This window comes from Turicibacter sp. St.80E1 (assembly GCF_059728495.1).
Map to the genome: position 1 here is coordinate 1,644,731 of NZ_AP039386.1, position 24,893 is coordinate 1,669,623.

The 24,893-nt window shown below is 36.9% G+C and carries 22 protein-coding genes; 3 read left to right on the top strand and 19 right to left on the bottom strand.

The genetic code is table 11. From position 1 onward, the window contains the following. Window positions 1-23 precede the first annotated feature (23 nt). Window positions 24-1,397 carry a glycine--tRNA ligase gene (locus AC6I0I_RS07975; protein WP_161831964.1) on the bottom strand — a complete coding sequence of 458 codons (1,374 nt, stop codon included), beginning with the start codon at window positions 1,395-1,397 and terminating at the stop codon, window positions 24-26. 636 nt (window positions 1,398-2,033) lie between these two features. Between AC6I0I_RS07975 and AC6I0I_RS07980 the strand changes: the two genes are divergently transcribed. After that, window positions 2,034-3,320 carry an ISL3 family transposase gene (locus tag AC6I0I_RS07980; RefSeq protein ID WP_497993564.1) on the top strand — a complete coding sequence of 429 codons (1,287 nt, stop codon included), beginning with the start codon at window positions 2,034-2,036 and terminating at the stop codon, window positions 3,318-3,320. A gap of 96 nt (window positions 3,321-3,416) precedes the next feature. Here the strand turns inward: AC6I0I_RS07980 and recO are convergent, their stop codons facing one another. The 11 genes from recO to parE all read right to left on the bottom strand — a co-directional run bounded on the left by recO (window position 3,417) and on the right by parE (window position 13,497). Beyond that, a complete protein-coding gene (gene recO / locus AC6I0I_RS07985) occupies window positions 3,417-4,157 on the bottom strand; it encodes a DNA repair protein RecO (RefSeq protein ID WP_161831963.1) in 741 nt (246 codons plus the stop codon). Between the two features lies 1 nt (window position 4,158). Continuing rightward, window positions 4,159-4,317 carry a YqzL family protein gene (locus tag AC6I0I_RS07990; RefSeq protein ID WP_161831962.1) on the bottom strand — a complete coding sequence of 53 codons (159 nt, stop codon included), beginning with the start codon at window positions 4,315-4,317 and terminating at the stop codon, window positions 4,159-4,161. A gap of 113 nt (window positions 4,318-4,430) precedes the next feature. Continuing rightward, complete coding sequence (gene era, locus AC6I0I_RS07995; protein WP_161831961.1) at window positions 4,431-5,339, bottom strand: GTPase Era; 909 nt, start codon at window positions 5,337-5,339, stop codon at window positions 4,431-4,433. Continuing rightward, complete coding sequence (cdd, locus tag AC6I0I_RS08000) at window positions 5,339-5,743, bottom strand: cytidine deaminase (protein ID WP_161831975.1); 405 nt, start codon at window positions 5,741-5,743, stop codon at window positions 5,339-5,341. Before cdd ends, era begins: the two co-directional genes overlap by 1 nt. 11 nt (window positions 5,744-5,754) lie before the next feature. After that, window positions 5,755-6,144, bottom strand: a complete 390-nt coding sequence (locus tag AC6I0I_RS08005) for a diacylglycerol kinase family protein (RefSeq protein ID WP_262950442.1) — start codon at window positions 6,142-6,144, stop codon at window positions 5,755-5,757. Beyond that, a complete protein-coding gene (gene ybeY / locus AC6I0I_RS08010; protein WP_161831959.1) occupies window positions 6,122-6,595 on the bottom strand; it encodes an rRNA maturation RNase YbeY in 474 nt (157 codons plus the stop codon). The genes AC6I0I_RS08005 and ybeY overlap by 23 nt, the downstream gene beginning before the upstream one ends. A 13-nt stretch (window positions 6,596-6,608) precedes the next feature. After that, window positions 6,609-7,577, bottom strand: a complete 969-nt coding sequence (locus tag AC6I0I_RS08015) for a PhoH family protein (RefSeq protein WP_161831958.1) — start codon at window positions 7,575-7,577, stop codon at window positions 6,609-6,611. A 12-nt stretch (window positions 7,578-7,589) separates the two neighbouring features. Continuing rightward, window positions 7,590-8,720 (bottom strand): sporulation protein YqfD, encoded by a 1,131-nt coding sequence (locus tag AC6I0I_RS08020; RefSeq protein ID WP_161831957.1) that lies wholly within the window; start codon window positions 8,718-8,720, stop codon window positions 7,590-7,592. Then, entirely contained in the window at window positions 8,713-8,982 is a 270-nt protein-coding gene (locus AC6I0I_RS08025) for a YabP/YqfC family sporulation protein (protein WP_161831956.1), read from the bottom strand. The genes AC6I0I_RS08020 and AC6I0I_RS08025 overlap by 8 nt, the downstream gene beginning before the upstream one ends. Window positions 8,983-9,153: 171 nt before the next feature. Then, window positions 9,154-11,559: a DNA topoisomerase IV subunit A gene (parC, locus tag AC6I0I_RS08030; protein WP_161831955.1), complete on the bottom strand. Its 2,406-nt coding sequence runs from the start codon at window positions 11,557-11,559 to the stop codon at window positions 9,154-9,156. A gap of 3 nt (window positions 11,560-11,562) precedes the next feature. Further along, the gene (gene parE, locus AC6I0I_RS08035; protein ID WP_161831954.1) at window positions 11,563-13,497 is read right to left on the bottom strand and encodes a DNA topoisomerase IV subunit B; all 1,935 of its coding nucleotides are present in this window, start codon (window positions 13,495-13,497) and stop codon (window positions 11,563-11,565) included. 249 nt (window positions 13,498-13,746) lie between these two features. Between parE and plsY the strand changes: the two genes are divergently transcribed. Continuing rightward, window positions 13,747-14,331, top strand: coding sequence for a glycerol-3-phosphate 1-O-acyltransferase PlsY (gene plsY / locus AC6I0I_RS08040; protein WP_161831953.1), 585 nt, complete (start codon window positions 13,747-13,749; stop codon window positions 14,329-14,331). A 143-nt stretch (window positions 14,332-14,474) separates the two neighbouring features. On the opposite strand, the gene AC6I0I_RS08045 is transcribed toward plsY, so the two are convergent. From AC6I0I_RS08045 to AC6I0I_RS08055, 3 genes are all read right to left on the bottom strand, one after another. Beyond that, on the bottom strand, window positions 14,475-14,696 hold the full coding sequence (locus AC6I0I_RS08045; RefSeq protein WP_161831952.1) for a YneF family protein: 222 nt from the start codon (window positions 14,694-14,696) through the stop codon (window positions 14,475-14,477). Window positions 14,697-14,901: 205 nt separating this feature from the next. Continuing rightward, on the bottom strand, window positions 14,902-16,881 hold the full coding sequence (gene tkt, locus AC6I0I_RS08050) for a transketolase (RefSeq protein ID WP_262953655.1): 1,980 nt from the start codon (window positions 16,879-16,881) through the stop codon (window positions 14,902-14,904). Between the two features lie 254 nt (window positions 16,882-17,135). Continuing rightward, window positions 17,136-17,378, bottom strand: coding sequence for a DUF896 domain-containing protein (locus AC6I0I_RS08055; RefSeq protein WP_161831950.1), 243 nt, complete (start codon window positions 17,376-17,378; stop codon window positions 17,136-17,138). Window positions 17,379-17,608: 230 nt separating this feature from the next. Here AC6I0I_RS08055 and lexA point away from each other — a divergent pair, with 230 nt between their 5' ends. After that, entirely contained in the window at window positions 17,609-18,256 is a 648-nt protein-coding gene (gene lexA, locus AC6I0I_RS08060; protein ID WP_161831949.1) for a transcriptional repressor LexA, read from the top strand. A gap of 32 nt (window positions 18,257-18,288) precedes the next feature. Here lexA and miaA read toward each other — a convergent pair whose 3' ends face one another. The 4 genes from miaA to cotE all read right to left on the bottom strand — a co-directional run bounded on the left by miaA (window position 18,289) and on the right by cotE (window position 24,824). After that, complete coding sequence (miaA, locus tag AC6I0I_RS08065) at window positions 18,289-19,200, bottom strand: tRNA (adenosine(37)-N6)-dimethylallyltransferase MiaA (RefSeq protein WP_161831948.1); 912 nt, start codon at window positions 19,198-19,200, stop codon at window positions 18,289-18,291. Window positions 19,201-19,208: 8 nt separating this feature from the next. Further along, window positions 19,209-21,131, bottom strand: coding sequence for a DNA mismatch repair endonuclease MutL (mutL, locus tag AC6I0I_RS08070; RefSeq protein ID WP_262953653.1), 1,923 nt, complete (start codon window positions 21,129-21,131; stop codon window positions 19,209-19,211). A 7-nt stretch (window positions 21,132-21,138) separates the two neighbouring features. Beyond that, on the bottom strand, window positions 21,139-23,871 hold the full coding sequence (gene mutS, locus AC6I0I_RS08075; RefSeq protein ID WP_262953652.1) for a DNA mismatch repair protein MutS: 2,733 nt from the start codon (window positions 23,869-23,871) through the stop codon (window positions 21,139-21,141). A gap of 410 nt (window positions 23,872-24,281) precedes the next feature. Next, on the bottom strand, window positions 24,282-24,824 hold the full coding sequence (gene cotE, locus AC6I0I_RS08080) for an outer spore coat protein CotE (RefSeq protein WP_161831945.1): 543 nt from the start codon (window positions 24,822-24,824) through the stop codon (window positions 24,282-24,284). Window positions 24,825-24,893: the final 69 nt, after the last annotated feature.

The window sequence follows — 24,893 nt, forward strand, 5'->3', positions numbered from 1 at the left end:
TTCACCTAGCAAAGTGTAATCAATTAAAATTGAATTTTTGCTGTTAAATAATCAACTAATTCATCAATAGCAACACGTTCTTGCTCCATTGTATCGCGATGACGAACAGTTACCTTTTTATCCTCTAATGAATCATAATCAAATGTCACACAGTATGGCGTTCCGATGGCATCTTGACGTCTATAACGTTTACCAATTGTTCCTGCCTCATCGTAATCAACCATCATATGTTGTGCTAATGTTGAGAAAACTTCTAAAGCTTGTTCATTTAATTTTTTAACAAGTGGTAACACTGCTACCTTATATGGTGCTAAAGCTGGGTGGAATTTTAAGACTTCACGCGTTTCACCGTTTTCTAATGTTTCTTCTTGATAGGCATCAATTAAGAAAGCAAGTGTCACACGGTCTGCCCCAACTGAAGGCTCGATACAATATGGAACATATTTTTCATTTGTTGTTGGGTCTTGGTATTCGAAGTTAACTCCTGATTCTTTCATATGGGCTTTTAAATCAAAATCTGTACGATTAGCAACACCCCATAATTCTCCCCAACCAAATGGGAAACGATACTCGATATCTGACGTTCCATTACTATAGTGACTTAACTCTTCTTGTGAATGTTCACGTTGACGGATATGATCAGGATTCATTCCTAAATTCACTAACCAATTCCAGCAGTATTGTTTCCAAAATTCATACCATTGTCCATCCTCACCAGGTTTACAGAAGAATTCTAACTCCATTTGTTCAAACTCGCGTGTACGGAAAGTAAAGTTTCCTGGTGTAATTTCGTTACGGAAAGATTTTCCGATTTGTCCAATTCCAAATGGAACTTTTTTACGACTTGTACGTTGAACATTTTTAAAGTTGACGAAAATTCCTTGTGCTGTTTCAGGGCGTAAATAAACCACTGATTTATCGTCTGATACAACCCCCATATGTGTCTTAAACATTAATTCAAATTGGCGAATATCCGTAAAATCATGAGCGCCACAATTTGGACAAGCAATCTGATGTTCGCGAATGTAGTTCATCATTTGTTCTTCTGACCATCCATCGGCAATGATATCATCCCCATGGTCTTCAATTAATTTATCTGCACGGTGACGACTTTTACATGCTTTACAATCCATTAACGGATCACTGAATCCTCCGACGTGTCCTGAAGCAACCCATGTTTGTGGATTCATTAAAATCGCACTGTCTAATCCTACATTATATGGTGATTCTTGAATGAATTTTTTCCACCATGCTTTTTTTACGTTATTTTTTAATTCAACCCCTAATGGTCCGTAATCCCATGTATTAGCTAAACCACCGTAAATCTCACTTCCTTGGTAGACAAATCCCTGTGTTTTACACATACTAACGATTTTTTCCATTGTTACTTGACTCATTTTATCGCTCCTTTTTCACTGACACTTCAGGCGCCATAGGCATAGAGAAAATAAAAACTCCCATACCTATGCCCTGAGCATAGGGACGAGAGTTTTTCCCGCGGTTCCACCCTACTTGTAAAATCAACTGACTTTACCACTTTATTAATCGTGCTCGGAAGTCCCTTCCTAAAGTCGTTGAAATCTGGCTTTCACCATCCCAGACTCGCTATCCTCCAACCTGATCTAAAGTACTCCTCTTCGTCTTCACACAAATATTGCATTATACTACTACCATTATATTATATCAAACCTTGCTTGACAATATACAAAAATACTAAAAACGACAGCAAAAAGATAATATTTTCAACGAATGCCTACACATTTATAAAAAACATTACGCAATAGGCCCCACTTCCCCTATTCTCTCCCTAAGACCCGATGAATGGCCTATCTCACAAAATATAAACTCACGAATCATTTTCTAAATAAAAACTTACAAAACAATAGCGGCGTCCTTTCGATAAAAAAAGGTTCTATAATATTTAGTGTTGCTGATTAAGCAGCACTTTTTTCATAGGATAAAAAAAAGAGACTTCAAGTCTCAATCCTGTTACAATGTTATCGACTAAAACAATATTGAAAGGATAAGATTTAATGTCTCACTCATATTTTACTAGAAAACTTTTAAATATTAAAGATAAAAATATTACATTTTCAGAAGATTATCTTGAGGAAGTGAAGTTGAACGGAATTACTAGCTTTATCTTTAAAGGTATTCTTACGTATCAACCGACTCATTGTCAAAAATGCGGAACCCTATTTGATTCAAAATTTAAGAAGCATGGATTTAAAACCTCTCGAATTGTCATTCCAAAAGTCTCTCTTCACGATACCTACTTAGACCTAAAAAAACAGCGTTATTATTGTGGGCATTGCCAGTCTACTTTTACACTAAGTACTTCAATTGTTGAAAAGAACTGTTACATTTCTTATCATACGAAACACGCCATTGCTTTAGAGGCCCAAAATAAAATTTCTGAATGTGATATCGCACGTCGCCATCAGGTCTCTCATTCAACCGTCAATCGAATCATCCATAGCTTTTATGAATCTCAAACCTTAAACCTTAATTATTTACCTGAAAATCTCTGTTTTGATGAATTTAAATCCGTTAAGTCTGCTGAGGGGCATATGTCTTTTATTTTTTGCGATGCTGACTCAAAACAAATCATCGATATCGTTGAAGATCGTCGTTTAAACTCCCTTCAAGCTTATTTTAAACGATACACAAAGGAAGCACGTCATCGAGTAAAAAATATTGTGATTGATATGTACGCTCCTTACATCAGCCTCATTAAGGATCTTTTTCCTCATTCCCAAATTATCATTGATAAATTTCATCTCGTTCAACATCTCTCTCGTGCACTGAACAAAACTCGAATCCGATTCATGAAAAAGTTCAAAAAGCATGGTCGTAAATTCAAACGTTATTGGCGCTTATTTTTAAAATCTCACGCTTTACTTAATACCACCACTTATCGATCAGTTTACTGCTTTAAACAACCCATGCGTGAAATTGATATCTTAAACTTTCTACTTGATTTATCTCCTGAATTAAAAGCAACCTATGATTTATATCAAGAGTTACTTTTCGCTCTTCAGACAAAAAACTTAAAACGATTTAATCATTTACTCGAAACGGAACATCCGCTTGTTTCTCCTGAGTTTCAAACGGCTTTCCAAACCTTTAAAACTTATCAATCCTATATTAAAAATACACTCTCAACTCATTACACAAATGGTCCCATCGAAGGAATTAATAATAAAATTAAGGTCATTAAGCGTATTGCCTTTGGATATCGTAGTTTCTATCACTTTAAATCTCGTATTCTCATGGTTCAAAATCTAACAAAGCCTAAAACGAAAATCCTAGCAGCATAGCTACTAGGATTTCGATTTGAATTTTCGTTGTAACAGGTTACAAATTAATCAGCAACACTATTTGACAAAGAACCTAAAAAAAGAGCCTAAGGCTCCTTATAAATCATTTATAAACTTTTTAGTCTGTAATTTAAATCCAGCGTATGAATCATAGTAAGCATCTAGGAATTGCTCAATTGGTTTTAAAATATCTTCATCAAGATCGATGTCTGGCAAGACATCCACCTCTAATTTATACAGGGCACGCACCATTGGAATTAAAGGTGCATCAATTAAAATAGGCTCCACGGGTTGATAACATCTCTTACACACAAGTCCTCCTTGACGGATACTTAATGTCACAATATCTTCAGTGCTTCGACAAACCGCACAGCAATCCATTACAGGGGCAATTCCAAGAGCGGGTAACATTTTTAATTGAAAAATAAGATTCAATAGATACGGAGAGTATCCTTCCTCAGCCGCTGTCAGAAACTGTTTAAACATGTGATATGTATATCTGCTAAAGCGTTCATCAATCATCCCTTTTAGAATGATTTCAACCATGCAATAAAAATAAGCCATGTGTTCATAATTCAATTTTAAATTTAAATAATATTCGATAACATCCCCACTATAAGCAAAGTAAAGATCACTGTTTGCTTGGTGTGAGGAGTTCAAATTAAAACGTGCACACGTTAATGGTTGAACGAGTGCACTTTTCTTCGTATTAACTTTATTGGCGTTTTGAACGAAAACGCCAATAACTCCTTTTTCTTCTGTTAAAACCTTTACAATTTTGTGATGTTCGCCGTAATTAAAGCTCTTTAATACAATTCCTTCTACATCAAGTGCCACGTTACTCCTCCTCTGTAACTTTAGCAGGTTTCACATCAGCAATCTCGTCTGAGAATTCGGTCGTTAAATTATCTACTGTTAATTCTTCTGATTCTTTCATTAACAAATAGTGATCAATTTTTCCCGTACGTTTGAAGATTTCCCATTCTAGACTATTCATGTATAATCCCTTCTTACTAGCTACGCTATTATTTTTAGTCCCTATTTTTTAGTATATCCTAGAATCTAAAAATTATGAAAAATTAACCTAAACTTTTGTCTTAATCAGTCGAATTAATATTCTTTTTCGCTATAACCAAAATCATTTAAATATAACTTTTTATTACGCCAATCTTTTTGTACCTTTACCCATAATTCAAGGTAAATTTTTGTTCCTAATAGCTTAACGATATCTTTTCGTGCCAATGTCCCAATATCTTTAAGCATTTTTCCACCTTTACCGATTAAGATTCCTTTTTGAGACGGACGTTCTACGACAATCGTTGCCATCACATCAATCACATTTTTACCTTCTACCTTCTCAATTTTATCAATCACAACCGCTACAGAATGAGGAACTTCCTCATGAGTTAAATGCAACACCTTCTCACGAATTAATTCTGAAATAATAAAACGTTCGGGATGATCGGTAATATGATCGGACGGATAAAATTGTGGTCCCTCTGGTAATTCTTCCTTAATAACAGAGAGTAGCGTGTCAATATTTTCCCCTGTCATTGCCGAAATCGGAATAATACCAGCGAATTCATGATATTCACGGTAAGTAGCAATAACGGCGAGTAATTCTTCCTTCGTAATTAAATCGATTTTATTAATTACAAGGAATACCGGCTGTTTCACCGACTTTAAATGCTCTAAAATAAATTGGTCACCACGACCTAATTTTTCAGTTGCATTGACCATAAACATAACTGCGTCTACTTCATTTAAGGTCCCAATTGCTAAATCGGTCATAAATTTCCCTAATTCATGTTTCGGTTTGTGAATTCCCGGTGTATCGATAAAAATCGTTTGGGAATCACTATCTGTAATAACCCCCTGAATTTTATTTCGAGTTGTCTGAGGCTTATCGCTCATAATCGCGATTTTTTTCCCTAGTACGCGATTTAAAAATGTTGATTTCCCGACATTTGGGCGTCCAATAATTGAAACAAATCCTGATTTAAATGCTGCATTAGTCATTATAGATCCTCCGATGTAAATGAATAAGGTAGTAATTCAAAGACACGATAGCTTTTGATCTCGTCTTTATTGCTTAATAGGATAACCGTTGCATCAGCCGGCATAAGTTCACTCATCACTTGACGGCATGCCCCACAAGGTGAGATAGGACGATCCGTATTCGCTACAACAGCAATCGCCTCAATATCTTCTCGACGATAACCTTTTGTAAAGGCTGTAAATAAAGCTGAGCGCTCAGCACAGTTCGTTAATCCAAATGAAGCATTTTCAATATTAGCTCCATTAATAATAGTTCCATCTGTTAATTTTAAGGCAGCCCCTACTGGAAATTTCGAATAAGGGACATAAGCATTTTGGTAAGCTTCTTTCGCTGCTTCGATTAAATCTGCATACATTTCTTTTATCATACTTTCACCTACATTTTTAATAAATATGGAAGAAAAATAATTCCTCCAATAATCACTGAAAAAATGGCCGCGATTAATACGGCTCCTGCGGCAACATCTTTCGCAATTTTAGCATAAGGATGATACTCACTTGTTACCAAATCAACCGTCTTTTCAATGGCAGTATTCACCATCTCGAGGCAAATAACTTGCATAATCACCACTAAAATAATTAAAAACTCTATCTTAGTAATATCAAAATAAAGGCCACCCATCATAGCAGCTATTGCTGCTAGATAGTGAACCTTTATATTACGCCCTATTGCAGATGCTGTCAAGATACCACGAATGGCAGGTCGAAAAGATTTTAACACGGCATAAACGGAATGCTCCTCTTTAGCGTTGTATTCCGAGCGCATTTAAAACCTCCTCCTGTTTACCAAACATGATTTTTTCCTCCTCGGGTTCTAAGTGATCATACCCGAGAAGATGAAGGCATCCATGCACAGCAAGAAAACTTAATTCCCGCTCAAAGGAATGCCCATAACGCTCAGCCTGTTCGCGTGTTCTCGGTAATGAGATAAAGACATCACCTAACATTCTTGGCATTGGCACTCCTTGAATTTTAATTTCTCCGGGAATTTCATCTTCAATGGCAAATGTAATGACATCCGTCACGGCATCTTTATTTCGATAATTAGCATTAATCTCTCGGATTTGTTCATTATCAACAAAAATAAAGCTGCATTCTAACGTTTCCTGATCTAATTTTTCCTGCTTAATGGTTTCATTTACAACGATTTCAACCATTTTTTCATATACATCCACTGCTTCGTCTGTTTGATTATAAAACTGGATATCAACTGCCATTTTTTTACTCCTTTTATTCACCTGAAGACTCATAACTTTCAATAATTTTTTGAACTAATGTATGACGCACTACATCGACTGTTTCAAATTGAACAAATTCAATTCCCTTAACGTCTGATAAAATTTCTTTTGCATGTTTTAATCCTGATTTAACGGGTTTCGGTAAATCGATTTGCGTTTCATCCCCCGTTACGACCATCTTAGAATTAAAACCTAAACGCGTTAAGAACATTTTCATCTGTTGCTTTGTCGTATTTTGAGCCTCATCTAAAATGATATACGCGTCTTCTAACGTACGACCACGCATATAGGCTAACGGGGCAATCTCAATAATGCCGCGTTCAATCATTTTTTCGGTTTGTTCTAATCCTAATACGTCATATAACGCATCATATAACGGTCTTAAATAAGGATCCACTTTTTCTTTTAAATCCCCTGGCAAGAACCCAAGGTTTTCCCCCGCTTCAACGACTGGACGCGTTAAAATAATTTTGCGGACGATATTCTTTTTAAGCAGTGCAACCCCGATTACAACTGCTAAATAAGTTTTCCCTGTTCCCGCTGGTCCAATTCCAAATACTAAGTCATTGTCCTGAATTTTACGATAATAGTCCTTTTGATTAAATGTTTTTGCATAAATCATTTTTCCTTGAACGGTTTTAATAATTTTATACCGCTCATCGAATAATGATTCTAAATCACCTAGACGATGTTGTTCGTTCATTTTAATCGCATATAAGACATCGCGTTCTGTAATTTCTTTTCCTTTGCGGTGTAATTCAACAAGCGCCATTAACACTTCTCGAATGATAGCCGCCTTCTTCTCATCTCCAAATAAATATATCTGATCCCCACGTAGGGAAATCTCAACATTGTAATAATCTTCAAAGATTTTTAAATGTTTATCATGATGTCCCACCACTGAGATTGTCTCATCAATAGTTTCAAACACTGCAGGTATTTTAATAGGGTCTTTACTCATAATCCAGCTCCTCTAATATGCAATATTTTCGTATACTGTCAGATGACACTTAAAAATAAACTGTGTCTCTGTCTCTTCCTCTGATATTATCTCCAAATTTTTAATGATAAACTCATCATCTGTCTCTTGTTTGTATTTATTTTTAATAATAGTCAGAAGATTTTCTTTTAACTCCTCAGAAGTATTTACTCTCATTATATCACTTTTTTCATAATATTGTATTTTTTCTAAATAAAGGGGTGATTTTTTTAGAAAAAAGAAGGGATTATATGATTTCTTTACTTCTTCATACTTTTCATAACTTACCTTTTTGCTTGGAAGTTTTAAGTCTATCCCCCCGACATGAAGTACATACTTCGTTTCCTTATTAGCCGTAAATCCTTCTTGGACATCTACTTTCTCCGCTGTCACGATGGCTTCGTACCAAGTATCAGCAAATACCTCCCCCTTCGCCGTATCCTCAATCGGGATAATTTCTGTGGTATAAGGTTGTTCAACATAACAAGTTACTAGCGGGTCTCCTTCCTTCACTAGCTGATTTTGTTCAACTAACACCCGGCAGCTTGAAACCTTATAATCCCGAATGACACCCGATCGTTTAGCATAAAGCGTATCCGAATACGTATCCAAGTCTTCTCGCTCCTCTACCGGAGTATTATAGACTTCAAATACAATATCTGTTCCCTTACGGTAAATATTAATCCAGGCATACTCATTGTAATGTTCCTTCAATTCTGCCTCAATGGCCTCAAGATCGCCCTGCAAAAAGGCTAATGGCCCAAACTGTTTAAAATGAGGCGCTAGCAACGTTTCTAATTCTTCCGTCTCTTGCTTATTTAAGTTACCATGGATTTGATAACCAATCGTGTACTTATCCATCAGTGACATCAAGATAAAAGTCAACACGACAAGTGGAACAATAATTTTTAGGACCGAAGGATAGATAGAGATTTCTCGAACAATCGGATAATCCCTGTCTAATTGCTTCGCAACATCCTTTCGAATCGTTACTAAATAACCCTCCTTTTTTCGTTTCACTCCATACAACATCACGTTCTGTCGCCTGAGTTGATTGATTTCCGTCATATCAGGAACTAAAATTTGCACCTTTGCTATAAATATTCCTAACCATTTGTTATTCATTCCTATCACCGACTATTTCTATTTTTTTTATCCGATCACTTTCAATACGAATAACTAAGTCACCATACTCTTTAATTCTTAAGTTTTCTCCCGAAATAATATACTTATTTTCTGGGGTCTTTAAAATACAAGACGTTTCCGTAAAATTCTCCACCGTACAATGATCATTTACAATGACGGTTTTATTCTTAATGAGTTGAATGAGAGGATAGTTTAACGCCTGCTTAAAGATTAATGATTCAACCTTATTCACCATTTCCATTTTATCACCATCATTTTTCTTATTAACTGTTCGTATGCTCATAAGATTTTATGAAACATAGCCACCAAATATGAGTAAATTACTAAAACTTTTAGGCTCCTGTCCTTTCATTTATCTCACTAACATCCTATGTTTAGAATAAAAAAACGATTCCTAAAAGGAATCGTTTTTTTACTCTACTTCGCTAACGACAAACTTTAAAGCCAGGGAATCTACCATATTTGTTCCTACTGAATTTAAATCTACCGCTTTAAATGCTGTATTTAATTTTGTCAGACCGTCTACTGTTAAAATAGACACTTCCTGGTTAGGAATCACTTTAATAACATCCACAAAATAATGCGGATTTGATTTTAATGTCTTAATTCCTAAACATCCTTTTTTATTTCTTGAAGATAAGGCAATATCTTTAACTTTTAACTTTTTAATATTTCCTCTTTGAGTTAATAATAGGAGTTCATCATTAACTGCAGCCAATAAAACCTTAACGAGCTGGTCATCATTTCCTAATTGAATTCCTTTTACCCCCATCGCTTTAAGCCCCGTCGGTGTAATCTCTGTATCACTAAACTTCAATAAATATCCCTTCTTAGTGACCATAATCACATCATTCATAAATGAAGCACGAATAACAGAAACAAGTTCGTCCTCTTCTTTAACTGACATGGCAACCATCGCACGGTGATAACGTGAGACCTCAAAATCACTTAAACGTGTTTTCTTAATCATCCCACTCGCCGTTGTAAAGAAGAAATATTCCTCTGTTTTAAAATTCGTCACTGGGTAAACAGCAATAATCTTCTCTTCTGAATCCATCGTCACAAGGTTAGAAACATGTTGCCCAAGATCCTTCCATTTAAATTCAGGTAACTTAAAGACTGGTAAATAGATAAAGCTTCCCCTGTTAGTAAACATCAAAATAGTCTGCAAGGTATCCAGTTGCAATTTAGCCACCAGTGCGTCTCCCTCTTTCATGGCTTGCACATCTGATTTCGTTGCATTATAAGAACGCAATGTTGTTCGCTTCACGTATCCATCTTTTGTAATGGCAACCATCACGTCTTCTTTAACGACCATATCTGTTTCATCAATTTTAATTTCTTGGATATGCTTTTCAATGACACTTCGACGTGGCGTCTCGAATTGTTTCTTCACTTGTGCCAATTCTTCTTGAATGACGTGTAATAACCTCGTTTCACTACTTAAAATAGCTGTTAACTCTTCAATTCGCTGAGTCAATTCGCTATTTTCTTGTTGAAGAGCCGTCACATCCGTATTGGTTAAACGGTATAACTGTAACATCACAATGGCCTCTGCCTGGCGCTCACTAAATTCAAAAGCTTTAATTAAATTTTGTTTTGCATCTGCCTTATCCTTTGATTGACGAATAAGATGAACGACCTCATCTAAAACCGAAACCATTTTAATTAACCCTTCGACAATATGCTGACGTTCTCGTGCACGCTTAAGATCAAAGTTCGAGCGATTCGTCACAACTTCTTTTTGGTGTTGAATATAAGCGTCAATTAACTCCATTAAGCCCATCAACACCGGACGTTTATTATGAATAGCTACCATGTTAATATTATAAGAAATCTGCAAATCCGTATTTTTAAAGAGATAGTTCAATACTAAATCAGATTTCACATCTTTTTTAAGTTCGATAACCACACGTAACCCATTGCGGTCCGTTTCATCTCGAACCTCCATGATCCCTTCAACTTTTTTATCGATTCGTAAATCATCTATTTTTTTAACTAAATTAGCTTTGTTCACTTCATAAGGAATTTCAGTCACAACAATTTGTTCCCGTCCCCCACGAATCGGTTCAATTTCGGTTTTTGAACGAATAACAATTCTACCTTTTCCAGTAGTATACGCCTTTTTAATCTCCTGTTCTCCTTGAATAATAGCCCCTGTTGGAAAATCTGGGCCTTGAACAAACGTTAAAATATCATCAAGCGTACATTGCTTATGATTCATTCGGTAAATAACTGCATTAATAATTTCACCTAAGTTGTGGGGAGGAATATCCGTCGCATACCCCGCTGAAATTCCCGTCGCACCATTCACTAATAAATTAGGAAAAAAGGCAGGTAATACCGTAGGCTCTGTCATCGAGTCATCAAAGTTAGGGATAAAATCGACTAAGTTTTTATCAATATCTCTTAATAATAAACCAGAAATAGACGATAAACGTGCTTCTGTATAACGCATCGCCGCAGCCGGATCGCCATCAATACTCCCGTTGTTTCCGTGCATTTGCACAAGTGGTTCACGTAACTTCCAATCTTGTGAAAGACGAACCATCGCATCATACACAGATGAATCCCCGTGAGGATGATAGTTACCGATAACATTACCTACCGTTTTCGCTGATTTACGAAACGGCTTTTCAAAAGTATTTCCATCTTTATACATTGCATATAAAATTCGTCGCTGAACGGGCTTCAACCCATCCCTTACATCAGGTAATGCCCGATCTTGAATAATATATTTCGAGTAGCGGCCAAAACGGTCGCCCATAATATCCTCTAAGCGCATCGGTTGGACACGCTCTTGAGTCGATTTATTCATAAATTACACCCTCTCTATGTCATAATCATCTTCCATGGTAAAGTCCACATTTTGTTCAATCCATTCACGTCGTGGTTCAACTTTATCACCCATGAGCGTTGTGACGCGGTGATCGGCATCGGCGGCATCATCAATTGTTACTTGAATCAACGTTCTTGTTTCTGGATTCATCGTTGTATCCCATAACTGATCCGCATTCATTTCACCGAGACCTTTATAGCGTTGAAGGGTATAACCTTTTCCAACTTTAGCAATCACTTCACTTAATTCTTCATCCGTCCAAGCATATTCAATCACCTGTTTTTTCCCTTGACCTTTTGATACCTTGTAAAGAGGTGGTAAGGCAATATAAACCTTTCCAGCTTCTACTAACTCTTTCATATAGCGGAAGAAAAACGTTAATAATAAAACTTGAATATGAGCCCCATCCGTATCGGCATCGGTCATAATGATAATTTTATCATAATTAACATCACTCAACTCAAAATTAGCCCCAACACCGGCACCAATCGTATAAATCATCGTATTTATCTCTTCGTTTTTAAAAATATCTTCCATTTTCGCCTTTTCTGTATTAATCACCTTTCCACGAAGCGGAAGAATAGCTTGAAAAGCACGATTACGACCGAGTTTTGCAGACCCACCTGCTGAGTCCCCCTCCACTAAAAATAATTCATTCTTTTGCGGATTTTTTGTCTGAGCCGGTGTTAACTTTCCAGATAAATTTGTTTCCTTTTTCTTCTTCGTTTTTCCACTACGCGCATCCTCACGTGCCTTACGTGCCGCTTCACGAACCTGCGCCGCTTTCACGGCTTTCTTAATAAGCTGCGTGGCTACTGCCCCATTTTCATTAAAGAAAAAGGTTAACTTTTCCGAAATAACGTTATCTACCGCTGATCGAGCTTCAGGCGTTCCAAGTTTCGCCTTTGTTTGCCCCTCAAATTGTAAGAGACGTTCAGGAATTCTTACAGAAATGATAGCGGCTAAGCCTTCTCGAATATCGGCACCCTCTAAATTTTTGTCCTTCTCTTTTAAAAGGCCATTTCTTCGAGCATAGTCATTAAAAATACGTGTAAGAACGGCCTTTGCACCTGTTTCATGGGTTCCCCCATCTTTTGTACGAACGTTATTAACAAACGATAAAATATTTTCAGAGTAGCTACCAGAGTACTGAAATGCAAAATCCACTTCAATATCCTGACTCTCCCCTTCAAAGTAAACTACTTCATGTAACGTATCTTTTCCTTCATTTAAGAAGCTAACAAAAGACTTAATTCCATCCTCATAATGAAAAATCTCTTCTTTATCGTTTCGTAAATCTACTAATTCAATCTTTAATCCCTTTAGCAAAAAGGCTGATTCACGTAATCGCTCCGCTAGCACATCATAAGAATAAACCGTCGTTGAAAAAATTTCTGGGTCGGGTTTAAACGTTACAAGTGTTCCCGTCTCTTTTGTTTTACCAATAACCTCTAATCCTGTAACTGGATGTCCACCATTTTCAAAACGTTGACGGAAAATTGATCCGTCCCTTTTAATAACAACTTCTAACCATTCTGACAATGCATTGACAACACTGGCACCAACACCATGTAATCCACCAGATGTCTTATAGCCACCTGCACCAAACTTTCCACCAGCATGCAAGACAGTATAAATAACCTCCGGTGTTGGTTTCCCCGATTTATGCATTCCTGTTGGAACCCCACGGCCACAATCTTGAACGCTAATACTGTTATTTTCATGAATCGTTACTTTTATATAATTTCCATACCCGGCTAAAACCTCATCAATGGCGTTATCAACAATTTCATAAACGAGATGATGTAATCCACGGCCATCTGTAGACCCGATGTACATCCCTGGTCTTTTTCGTACAGCCTCAAGTCCCTCGAGTACCTGTATCGAATCTTCGTTATAATTTAAGTGCGTCGACATGATGACACTCCTTTCTCTTTCCATTATCTCATTTTAAAAGATTTTGTCTTTAAATAAAAGGGCTTATTTGCACAACTTTATTTAACCCCCATTTTTATTTCTATACAAAATAAAAGTATTATACATTAATTAGAATACGAATAACAGTGTGAAATATGTCGAAAAAGAGGTTTTTTATATTTTTTTTGCAAAACGGCCTACTATTATCGGTCTATATGTTATAATATTCCTACAAAAAGGAGGATTTAAATGAGAAATTTAATATTAATGATCATCGCTTATTTATTAGGTTCTTTCCCCTCAGCGCTTGTGATTGGGAAAACCTTTTACAACAAAGATATCCGTAATTACGGGTCTGGAAACTTAGGAAGTACAAATGCGTTCCGAGTCTTAGGAAAAAAAGGCGGGGCTATTGTTTTTATCTTAGATATTCTAAAAGGGGGACTTGCCTTCTTAATTGCCAAATATGCGGGTGCAACGATTTCTCCTTTAATCATCGCCGTTTTTGCCCTAATTGGTCACATTTATCCCATCTTCGCTAACTTCAAGGGTGGAAAAGCGGTCGCAACAAGTGCAGGGATTATTTTATTTTACTCGCCCCTTCTCTTTATCACCTTATTTATCATCTTTGTTATTACACTGAAAATTTGGAAAATGGTTTCCCTTTCATCAACAATTATCTCAATCGCAGCTGTGTTTATTGTTTGGCTTGGTAATTATGATTTAACCGCACGAATCATGTTAACTATCTTTGCCGTCTTTATCATTATTAAACACATTCCTAATTATAAACGAATCTTAAATGGAACTGAGAATAAAGTTTCCTTCTTATAGAAAACAGTCTACCTATCCTAGATTGTACTTGAATATATGACGTCACTCTCTAAATTATAAGAAGTAACCCAAACTTTCTTTTCAACTGACATCCTTTCAATAAAAAAAAGCATTAAATGAGTCATTCATTTAATGCTTTTTATTTATTTCATGTTTTGATTAATTTGTTTCATCACTTGATTAATTTGCTTTTGAGAAGGCGTGCGACCCATTTGCATCATCATTGTACGAACAACTTCTTCGTTAATCGGTGGATTTTTTTGTAAATATTTTTTTAATTGACGTTGTGCAACAACAAAACCAACAGCGGCTCCTACTAATAACGCAATTACAATCCATAACCAGAATACCCAACTCGTAAACATATCTATTTCCTCCAAACATTTTACAATTCAATAGACCACTATCATATTCAATTTATACTAAATTATAGCTAAGATGTCAAGTAAATCTCGGCCAAATCACTATCTACCGCTAATATTAGACAGCGTTTTCAAAAATATTTACCTCTCAATTAGCTAGACACAAAAAAAGATTGTTTTCTTAAAAGAAAACAATCTTAAAAAACTCTTATAGTGCTTTATATAAAGAAACAACATTCTCAACAGTAAATCCATAAGCCTCGATGACTTTGTTTGCTGGTGCAGATGCCCCAAATCGATCAATTCCAAGGACGTCACCTTCAAATCCAACATACTTATGCCATCCATATGTCGCTCCCATTTCAATCGCTAAACGTTTAGTCACTGATTTTGGAAGAATTAATTCGCGATATTCTTTTGGTTGCTTTTCAAATAAATCCATTGATGGCATACTTACGACACGAACATGAATCCCCTCGGCTGCTAAAGCAGTCTGTGCGGCAACAGCTAAGTTAACTTCTGATCCTGTAGCAATTAAGATTCCATCCATTTCTTTTTGGGCTTCACTTACAACATATGCCCCTTTGCTCACACCTTCGTATGTTGTATTAGCCATAGTTGTTAAGTTTTGACGCGTTAAAATTAATGCTGTCGGTGTAGATTTAGACTCCATCGCTAAGCGCCATGCTGCAGCTGTTTCATTTGCGTCCGCTGGACGAATAACAGAAAAATTAGGAATTGTACGTAACATAGCTAATTGTTCAATTGGTTCATGTGTTGGTCCATCTTCCCCTACAGCAATCGAATCATGCGTTAAAACATAAGTGACAGGTAGTCCCATTAAGGCTGCCATACGCATAGCAGGTTTTAAATAGTCACAGAAGACAAAGAAAGTTCCTCCAAATACACGAACACCACCGTGTAACATCATCCCGTTTAAAATAGATGCCATTGCAAATTCACGAACACCAAAATAAATATTTCGACCAGATGGTGTAACTTTTGAGAAATCTCCACCGTTTTTAATATTCGTTTTATTTGAATGAGATAGGTCAGCTGACCCACCTAAGAAATAAGGAATCACTTCTGAAATAGCATTAATTGCCTCATGGTTCGTATCACGAGTCGCTTGAGAATGTCCTACCTCATAAGTTGGCATCACCGTTTCTAAATCAACAACTAATTCATTATTGATTGCTTTTTCCAATTCTTTTGCTAATTCTGGATATTGTTTTGAGTAATCAGAAAATAACTTATCCCATGCCTGATTTGATTCTTGCCCACGTACTTTTACGCTCTGTTCAAAATGATCGTACACCTCTTGTGGGATGGCGAAAGGTTCATGATTCCAACCGTACTGTTCCTTCGCATACGCTCCATCTTCTTCACCAAGTGGAGCCCCGTGAACTGCATTTGTTCCTTGTAACTTTGAACCATACCCAATCACTGTTTTAATCTCAATAATCGATGGTTTATTTACTTCTTTTTTTGCACATTCGATGGCTTGATCAATCGCCTGAATATCCGTTCCATCTTCCACGCGTTGAACATGCCATCCATATGACTCATAACGTTTTAAAACGTCCTCAGTAAAACTTTGTGTTAAGTCACCATCTAAACAAATGTCATTTGAATCATATAAAACAATAACTTTTCCTAATCCTAAATGTCCTGCTAATGAAGAGGCCTCACTTGTTACCCCCTCCATTAAATCACCATCACCACAAATAACAAAGTTATAATGGTCAATCAGTGGGTATCCCTCTTTATTGTAGCGCGCCGCTAAATATTTTTCAGCTAAAGCCATCCCGATTGCCATCGGAATCCCTTGACCTAAAGGTCCGCTTGTTGCATCGACTCCATCCGTATGTCCAAACTCTGGATGACCCGGTGTTTTAGAGTCCCACTGACGAAATTGTTTAATATCCTCCATGCTTACTTGATAACCTGATAAATGTAAAAGCGAGTAAAGTAACATAGACCCGTGTCCCGCTGCTAAGACGAAGCGGTCACGATTAAACCAATGACTATTCGTTGGGTTAATATTCATATGCTTTGTAAATAGAGTATACGCCATTGGTGCTGCCCCTAACACAACACCCGGGTGACCCGATTTTGCCTTATTAATAGCGTCGATTCCTAACGTACGAATCGCATTAATTGATTGTAATGAGATGTTATTTTCCATATCAGTGACCTCCTTTTATACCATCTATATCTTACCCTATTGTCAAATATTTTACAATATATTAGAAAAAAAGATATTTTTTCCTTACATCCTACAAAAAAGAACAAACTCAAAAACGATACTACTCTCATTTTTAATATGTTGCTTCATTTCCTTTATTTTATTCCAGGGAAAGAAAAAAAATGAAATATTAGGTTAATCTGACTCATTATTAAAAGAAAAAAGACCCTCTTCTATTAAAGGGTCTTTCTCGTTTAATGGATCTCCTCATTCTGACGTTTTGCCTGAATTTGTTTTAACTTCTCTGGGGTGACATCCTCACCATTTGGATCAATGACGCGTACATTTTCAATCGTATTTTTCATACTTTCTCTAAAGGTTGTTAAATATTCTTCACGAAGAGCCTGTTGCTCCTTCACCTCTTCTTCAGTAAGTGCTCCAGCCTTTTTCTTTTTAGCTAACTCGTTTAAACGGTTCATTTTTTCTGTTGTTAACATAATATATCACCTCGATTAGTCTTCCCATCATTAATATACCAAATTTATTATCAATTGATAACTCATAATGTCTAAAAACCTCATTAATCTTTTAGGTTCTCTCCTCCTTCCTCTTTGAACAATTTCCATATTTTACACTAACAATTCACTGCAAAAAAAAGAACGAACGTTTGATAAGTTATCAAAATACTGATATAATAAGGCTATGATTTGGAAGGAGGAGAGCTATTATGAAACCTATTACAAAAAGGCAACAAGCCATTCTAGACTTTATCAAACAAGAGGTCGATAAACGGGGATATCCGCCTAGTGTCCGTGAAATTGGTTTAGCCGTTGGCCTATCTTCAACAGCATCGGTTCACAATCAACTTAATCAGTTAGAAAAGAAGGGGTTCATACGGAAAGATAAATCTACCACACGTGGAATTATGATTTTATCGCCTGAAACAACAAACGAATCATCTAAGGTTTCCCCTCCCCAACAGGAACTAAAATCGGTCATCAATATCCCGCTGATTGGAAAAGTGACGGCAGGCTCTCCGATTGAAGCCATCGAAAATCCTGATGATTTCTTTCCCCTTCCCACCCATTTAGTCCCACCCCATCAAAAAGTGTTTATGTTAAACGTATCCGGGGATTCCATGATTAACGCGGGAATTTATGATGGTGACCAAATTATCGTTAAACAACAAAGCGATGCTCATAATGGTGACATTATTGTGGCGATGCTAGATGAGGGGCATGAAGTCACTGTTAAACGTTTCTTTAGAGAAGCTGAATATGTACGACTCCAACCTGAAAATGACTTACTAGAACCTATTTTTTCAACCCATGTTACGATTCTCGGTAAAGTCATTGGCCTATTTAGAACAATGTAAAAAAACTGTTCACACGACGTGAACAGTTTTTTTTATCTCGTTTTCAAATAATCTAAAACCTCATCGACCGTTTTTTCGAATGCTGCTACATTAACTTGAAACCAAACAACTTCCATTTGATTATTAAACCATGTATATTGACGTTTCGCATAGCGACGAGAATTCCTTTTAATTAGTTCCTTGCTCTCATCAAGGGACAGGTTCCCTTTAAAATAGTCATATAGCTCCTTGTAACCAATCGCTCGAATCGATTGAGTGGTTTCAGGAATTCCTCGATCAAAGAGCGAACGCACTTCTTCAACTAATCCTTCTTCATACATCTGATCCACCCGTTTATTAATTCTCTCATATAAAACTTGCCGATCATCCGTTAATCCAATCACACAAGCATCATAAATGAGTCGGTGTTCTTGTTGTTCAATCATTTCTGACTTTTTCATTCCTGATGTCGTATAAATTTCAAGCGCTCGAATCACTCGCTTACGATTATTCGGATGAATGGCCTTGGCCCCTTCTTCATCTACCTTTTTTAACATCGCATGTAACTCATCATTCGTTAAGTGCGCATATTTTGACGGGTCTGAATCCTTAGAATCAGCATCCTGCACAAATTCATAATCGTACAATACACTTTTTATATAAAGTCCCGTACCACCTACAATAATAGGTAACTTTCCTCGTGATTTAATCTCTGCAATTTTAGCCCGAACCGTCCGTTGAAAATCAGCGACTGAATAAGACTCCTCCGGTTCCTTTTCATCAATCAAATGATGAACGATTCCTTCTCGTTCTTTTACTGAAATCTTTGCCGTTCCAATGTCCATTGTTCGATAAATTTGCATCGAATCGCCACTAATTATTTCACCATTTAGGCGTTTAGCAAGCTCAATACTCATCTTCGTTTTACCAACCGCCGTTGGACCTACAATACATAATACATCCATTTTTTCACCTACATTACCCGTTTAAACATTTTTTCAATTTCATATTTTGTCATTTTTACTATAATCGGACGACCATGCGGACACGTATAAGGCTGTTCGCAGTAACAAAGACTTTGAAGCAGCTCCTTAATCTCATGCTCATTAATATATTGATTGGCTTTAATCGATCCCTTACAACTCATCATCACCGCCACCGATTCGCGTAATTTTCCAATATCAACTCGACGATCTAACATCACCTGATGAAGAATCGTTTCAGCAATTAATTTAACATCTAGTTGTTGTGCCCAAACTGGAACCGTCCGGACAACTAACGATTGGCCGCCAAACTCTTCAATTTCAAATCCAAACTTTAAAAGAGAAGATAGATGATCCTTTAGCAACAGTAACTCATCTGATGAATATTTTAAAACGATTGGAATAAGAAGTTCTATACAATCCCCATTAACATCTTGGAGAAGTTGATAGTTTTTTTCATACTGAACACGCTCCATTGCGGCATGTTGGTCCACAATAAACAATCCCTCTTCATTTTGAGCTAATAAATAGGTTCCATGCAATTGCCCAATATAATAAAGCTCAAGTTTTCGGTCACGTGTTTTCGTTGGAACAGAAACTTGAAGCGCCTCCTTCGACCTTGATTCTTCCTCTATCCTTCCCTGATGTGAAGGTAGCGCGCCTTTGGCCTCAACCATCTTCGGAGTATATGAGTGTCCGGATTTTGGTAAGGGTTCTCCACTGCTTTCATTCTCCTCATCCCGAATCACACTCTTATTAACATACGATACAGATGGCGTCGATGTTTGATAAGAAGACGTCTTTGATTTTGGGACGGTGATAGGCGAAGAAGGCTCTCCTTCTCGAACAGACTCCTCTAGTTTCGGTTGAATCAATCGTGGTTCTGGTTCAACTGTCATCGCTTTAACAAATGGATTCGGAATGTATTCTACTTGTTGCAACACATTTTTAATCTCTGTATAAATAAATGACTTTAACGACTCCTCCTGTGAAAATCGCACCTCTAGTTTTGCTGGATGGACATTCACATCCACGAGCATTGGATCAAAAGTTAAATGGAGGACAACAATCGGATACTTATCTTTAGGTAATAACGTATGGTACGCCTCCAAAATGGAACGCGTGATAGGATAATGACGGATGGCACGCCCATTCACAATAAGCGTGATGTAATTTCTTGAGGCCCGATTAATAATAGGGTCACTAATAAAGCCTTCAATCTCATACGTATCATTTTTAGCTTTAATCGGTATCATTTTCTTTGCAATATCAAATCCATAAACACTAGCAATCACGCTTTGCAGATTGTTTTGTCCATTTGTTTGAAATAACAATCGTTGATTATTAAATAACTTAAATGCAATATTCGGATGAGATAACGCAATTTTATTCATATAATCGGTGATATGGCTCAGCTCCGTATTTAAAGATTTAATATGCTTCAGCCGGGCTGGCGTATTAAAAAATAAATGGTTAACCTCCATCTCTGTTCCCTTACGCATCACCCCCGGTTTAGAGGTGATCACGTTCCCGCCTTTAATATTTAAATGTAAGCCACTTTGCACCCCATCGGACGTCTTGACATGAACATCGGAAACTGAGGCAATCGACGGTAAGGCTTCCCCTCGAAAGCCGAGAGTTTGAATCCTAAAAATATCATATTGCGTTTTAATTTTACTTGTCGCATGGCGTTCAAACGCAAGGTGGGCATCTTCCTCATTCATTCCCTCACCATTATCAATAACCTTAATTTGTCGTATTCCTGAATCTTGTAAATGAACCTCAATACTTGTACTCTGAGCATCAATCGCATTTTCGAGTAACTCTTTAACAACTGAAGCGGGACGTTCAATAACTTCTCCCGCTGCAATCATATTAGCTAATTGATCGCTCATTCGTTGTATTTTCCCCATAACCTACCTACTTTCGTTGATTCATTTTCACTTTTAATTCATACATGACATTCATTGCCTGCATCGGTGTTAATTGATATAAATCGATGGCCTCTAACTCCTTAATAATCTCTTCATAAGGATGCGGTTGTGGGATTGAAATTTCTTGAGGAACCTCTTTTTTCGGTCTCTGTACCTTTTCAAATAAAGAAAGTTGTCCCGGTTCAATATTTGGGACCACAACCTTCGGCATCACGTCATTCACGACGGACTCTTCTTCTTTCACCTCGTCATCTCCATTGACAGTTTGATCCTGAATCTTCCATTTTTCTTCCTCAACATCTTGCATGTTAGACGAAGAATGAATCGATAGTTTATCTTGTTCTAAGGCGTGTAATAACTCTTTCGCTCTCGTAATGAGTGGTTTAGGTAACTTCGCGATTTCCGCCACATGAATCCCGTAACTTTTATCTGAAGGTCCTTCCATCACCTTATGCATAAAAATTAATTGTCCCTCATGCTCCTTAGCACGTACATGACGATTTTCTAGATGCGCACACTTCTTTTCAAGCTGTGTTAATTCATGATAATGCGTCGAAAATAATGTCTTCGCACCAATTTCATCGTGGACATATTCAATAATTGACTGTGCTAACGCCATCCCATCAAAGGTTGCCGTCCCACGTCCAATTTCATCTAATAAAATCAAACTATTCTTTGTCGCGTGTTCAATCGCATAATTCGTTTCCATCATCTCTACCATAAACGTACTATGTCCCGAAACTAGGTCATCGGCTGCCCCAATGCGAGTGAAAATCTGATCAAAAATAGGAAGGTTCGCATAGCTGGCCGGAACAAAGCACCCCATTTGTGCCATAACAGAAATCAAAGCCATCTGACGCATATACGTCGATTTCCCCGACATATTCGGTCCCGTGATTAATAACACAGATAAATCATCGGGCATGATGCAATCATTTTCAACGTATTGCGCATCCTTTAGTACACGTTCAACCACAGGATGGCGCCCGTCTCTAACCTCAATAGTATGGTTTTCATTCAACTGAGGGCGAACATATCGACTTTCTTCACTAATCGTTGCAAAAGCTTGTAAAACATCAAAATATGCCATGATTTTTGCAATCTGTTGAATCTTAGGAATATCATTTTTAATGAGTTGACGTAATTCTAAAAACAGTTCATATTCTAACTGGATTGATTTTTCTTCGGCATTTAAAATTAAATTTTCTTTTTCTTTTAACTCCTTTGTAATAAAACGTTCAGCATTCACAAGCGTCTGCTTACGCTCATATCCAGCATCGTCTGGAATTAAATGAAGATTGGCTTTGCTAATTTCAATATAATAACCAAATACTTTATTATACTTGATTTTTAACGAACGAATTCCGGTTTTCTCACGTTCAGCTGCCTCTAACGCTAAGATCCATTCTTTTCCGTGAGAGACGATATATCGATATTCATCCAACGTTTCATTATAACCTTCCTTAATAATCCCACCTTCTTTAATACTAAGCGGCGGATTATCGACCAACGCCTTCGATAGTACAGACGTTATATCTGTACAATCTTCTAGCTTATCCAATTGTTGTTGAATCGTTGGCATCGGCAATGTGGATAATAACGTTTTAATCATTGGAATTTGTAAAAGCGATGAATTTAACTGAAGTAGGTCTCGTGCATTCGCATTTCCAAAACCAATACGTCCTGACACACGCTCTAAATCGTAGACTTCATCCAGGTGTTGTTTTAGCTCCTCCTTTAACATAAAATCATTCATAAAAGCTTCAACCACATCGAGTCGTTCTTCGATCACGCCCTTATCGATAGACGGACGTTCAATCCATTGTTTCAATAGTCGGCTCCCCATTGCCGTTTTCGTTTTATCCAATAACCAAAGTAATGAACCTTGTCGTGCTTTCGAACGAATCGTTTCAGTCAACTCTAAATTTCGTCGCGAATTATAATCAATGCTTAAATAGCTATCATTTTTTGTTAAACTAATCGGCTGCAAGTGTCCAAGTGCGCCTTTTTGCGTCCGTGTTAAATAATTAATTAAACGCCCAAAGGCATTTCTTAATCCTTCGTCTTTAATTTCCTGTGCCAAAAGTTGATATTCAATAGGAATTTCACACGATTCTTCCATAGATAGAACAAGGTGTTTAAGGGCCCTTAAATTATCAAACATTTGAATATTAACATCGGCTCCTACAACAATTTCTTTACACCCTAAACTAATCAATTCTCCTACTAATAACTGGTCTTCCTTTGGCAGACGCATGGCATAATTTTCTCCCGTTGATAAATCACAATATGCCACCGTATAGGCATCTGGACATGAAAAAACTGAGAGGATAAAGTTATTCTCTTTCTCATTTAAAGCTGTTTGATTCATCACCGTTCCAGGGGTTAATAATCGAACGACCTCTCGACGAACAACACCCTTCGCACTCGTAGGATCCTCCACCTGTTCACAAACGGCAACCTTATACCCTCGTTCAATGAGGCGGTTCATATAAGTATCGGCGGAATGATGAGGTACTCCACACATAGGGACGCGCTCCGCCGTTCCCGCTTCTCGCCCAGTTAACGCAATTTCTAGTTCTTTAGAAGCAAGTTGGGCATCCTCAAAAAATAATTCATAAAAATCTCCTAATCTAAAAAAAACAAAGGCGTCTTGATAGTTTTCCTTTATCGTTAAATATTGTTGCATCATCGGTGTATATTCATTCTTATTGCGCATGCTAAAAACTCCTTCTTCTTTTACACATTCTTATATTATAGCATAAATTGTCGAAACGATAGCTTTAAGAATTATTCATTTTGCTTATCGCCATCCATTACGGGTTAAAAGGCAGAGAAAACTCATCAACACGATTTATACTAAAAAAAACTTACGATTCCCCCTATCAAACGAGCCCTAAAACGGTATACCTATTTATCTACCTCTATAAATATCACTGTCATTCCGTTCCCCTTTTAGGAAACTTACCTGATATCTAATCGACAAGCTATACAGGACCTTACTCATTGAGCTCAAGTTTTTTCTATAAAAAACCTATCTAGACTTATATATGGACATTTTTACGTTTTTTTAATCATCATTGTCCTAAACTCCTCAAAATAAAAAAAAAAGAATAAGGCATTCCTGCCTTATTCTCCTCTAAAAGGTGAACTTTTCAAAAAGTTCGGGTTAATTTGTTGATCGATTTCATCATCTTCATCATCTGTATCAACATCGTTTTCAACAGGTCCTAAGATTGAAACGCGCATTTTTGTTTCCCCGATGACTTCAACCACAATTTCGAACTCAACTTCAACCACAATTTCACCATCTTCAATTCTTGCATCCACACAAGTTGGTTGTTGAATCGTTCTAGCAATGACTTCATCACCTTCATATAAACAATCACGAATTGTACGATGAACATTAACTTGGTCATCATATTCAATAGTTTGACGCGCCACTTCTGTTTGCGTATTATCCGCAAATGAGTACCATACGTTAATATCATACATACCTTTTACATCAACAGCATTATCACATTTTCTAGCTCCAAATTTATGATTAATGATCCAGCACCCTAAAATACTATCTGCAGGACTTCTTAAATCATTAAGAGGTGATGTGATTTTAAATCTTTTTTTCCCTTTACCAATCACGGCTTTTGTTACAATTTCACGAATATCATTCATCCTGAATACCTCCTCACTGATACTATATTCAGCTCTTCACCTATTTGATACTTAATTAAATCATTTTAT

Bases quoted from the DNA above. Each gene is read 5' to 3' on its own strand.
- AC6I0I_RS07975 (WP_161831964.1), bottom strand. From the start codon at position 1,397: ATGAGTCAAGTAACAATGGAAAAAATCGTTAGTATGTGTAAAACACAG.
- AC6I0I_RS07980 (WP_497993564.1), top strand. From the start codon at position 2,034: ATGTCTCACTCATATTTTACTAGAAAACTTTTAAATATTAAAGATAAA.
- AC6I0I_RS07990 (WP_161831962.1), bottom strand. From the start codon at position 4,317: ATGAATAGTCTAGAATGGGAAATCTTCAAACGTACGGGAAAAATTGAT.
- era (WP_161831961.1), bottom strand. From the start codon at position 5,339: ATGACTAATGCAGCATTTAAATCAGGATTTGTTTCAATTATTGGACGC.
- AC6I0I_RS08005 (WP_262950442.1), bottom strand. From the start codon at position 6,144: ATGCGCTCGGAATACAACGCTAAAGAGGAGCATTCCGTTTATGCCGTG.
- ybeY (WP_161831959.1), bottom strand. From the start codon at position 6,595: ATGGCAGTTGATATCCAGTTTTATAATCAAACAGACGAAGCAGTGGAT.
- AC6I0I_RS08015 (WP_161831958.1), bottom strand. From the start codon at position 7,577: ATGAGTAAAGACCCTATTAAAATACCTGCAGTGTTTGAAACTATTGAT.
- AC6I0I_RS08020 (WP_161831957.1), bottom strand. From the start codon at position 8,720: ATGAATAACAAATGGTTAGGAATATTTATAGCAAAGGTGCAAATTTTA.
- AC6I0I_RS08025 (WP_161831956.1), bottom strand. From the start codon at position 8,982: ATGGAAATGGTGAATAAGGTTGAATCATTAATCTTTAAGCAGGCGTTA.
- parC (WP_161831955.1), bottom strand. From the start codon at position 11,559: ATGAATAAATCGACTCAAGAGCGTGTCCAACCGATGCGCTTAGAGGAT.
- parE (WP_161831954.1), bottom strand. From the start codon at position 13,497: ATGTCGACGCACTTAAATTATAACGAAGATTCGATACAGGTACTCGAG.
- plsY (WP_161831953.1), top strand. From the start codon at position 13,747: ATGAGAAATTTAATATTAATGATCATCGCTTATTTATTAGGTTCTTTC.
- AC6I0I_RS08045 (WP_161831952.1), bottom strand. From the start codon at position 14,696: ATGTTTACGAGTTGGGTATTCTGGTTATGGATTGTAATTGCGTTATTA.
- tkt (WP_262953655.1), bottom strand. From the start codon at position 16,881: ATGGAAAATAACATCTCATTACAATCAATTAATGCGATTCGTACGTTA.
- AC6I0I_RS08055 (WP_161831950.1), bottom strand. From the start codon at position 17,378: ATGTTAACAACAGAAAAAATGAACCGTTTAAACGAGTTAGCTAAAAAG.
- lexA (WP_161831949.1), top strand. From the start codon at position 17,609: ATGAAACCTATTACAAAAAGGCAACAAGCCATTCTAGACTTTATCAAA.
- miaA (WP_161831948.1), bottom strand. From the start codon at position 19,200: ATGGATGTATTATGTATTGTAGGTCCAACGGCGGTTGGTAAAACGAAG.
- mutL (WP_262953653.1), bottom strand. From the start codon at position 21,131: ATGGGGAAAATACAACGAATGAGCGATCAATTAGCTAATATGATTGCA.
- mutS (WP_262953652.1), bottom strand. From the start codon at position 23,871: ATGCGCAATAAGAATGAATATACACCGATGATGCAACAATATTTAACG.
- cotE (WP_161831945.1), bottom strand. From the start codon at position 24,824: ATGAATGATATTCGTGAAATTGTAACAAAAGCCGTGATTGGTAAAGGG.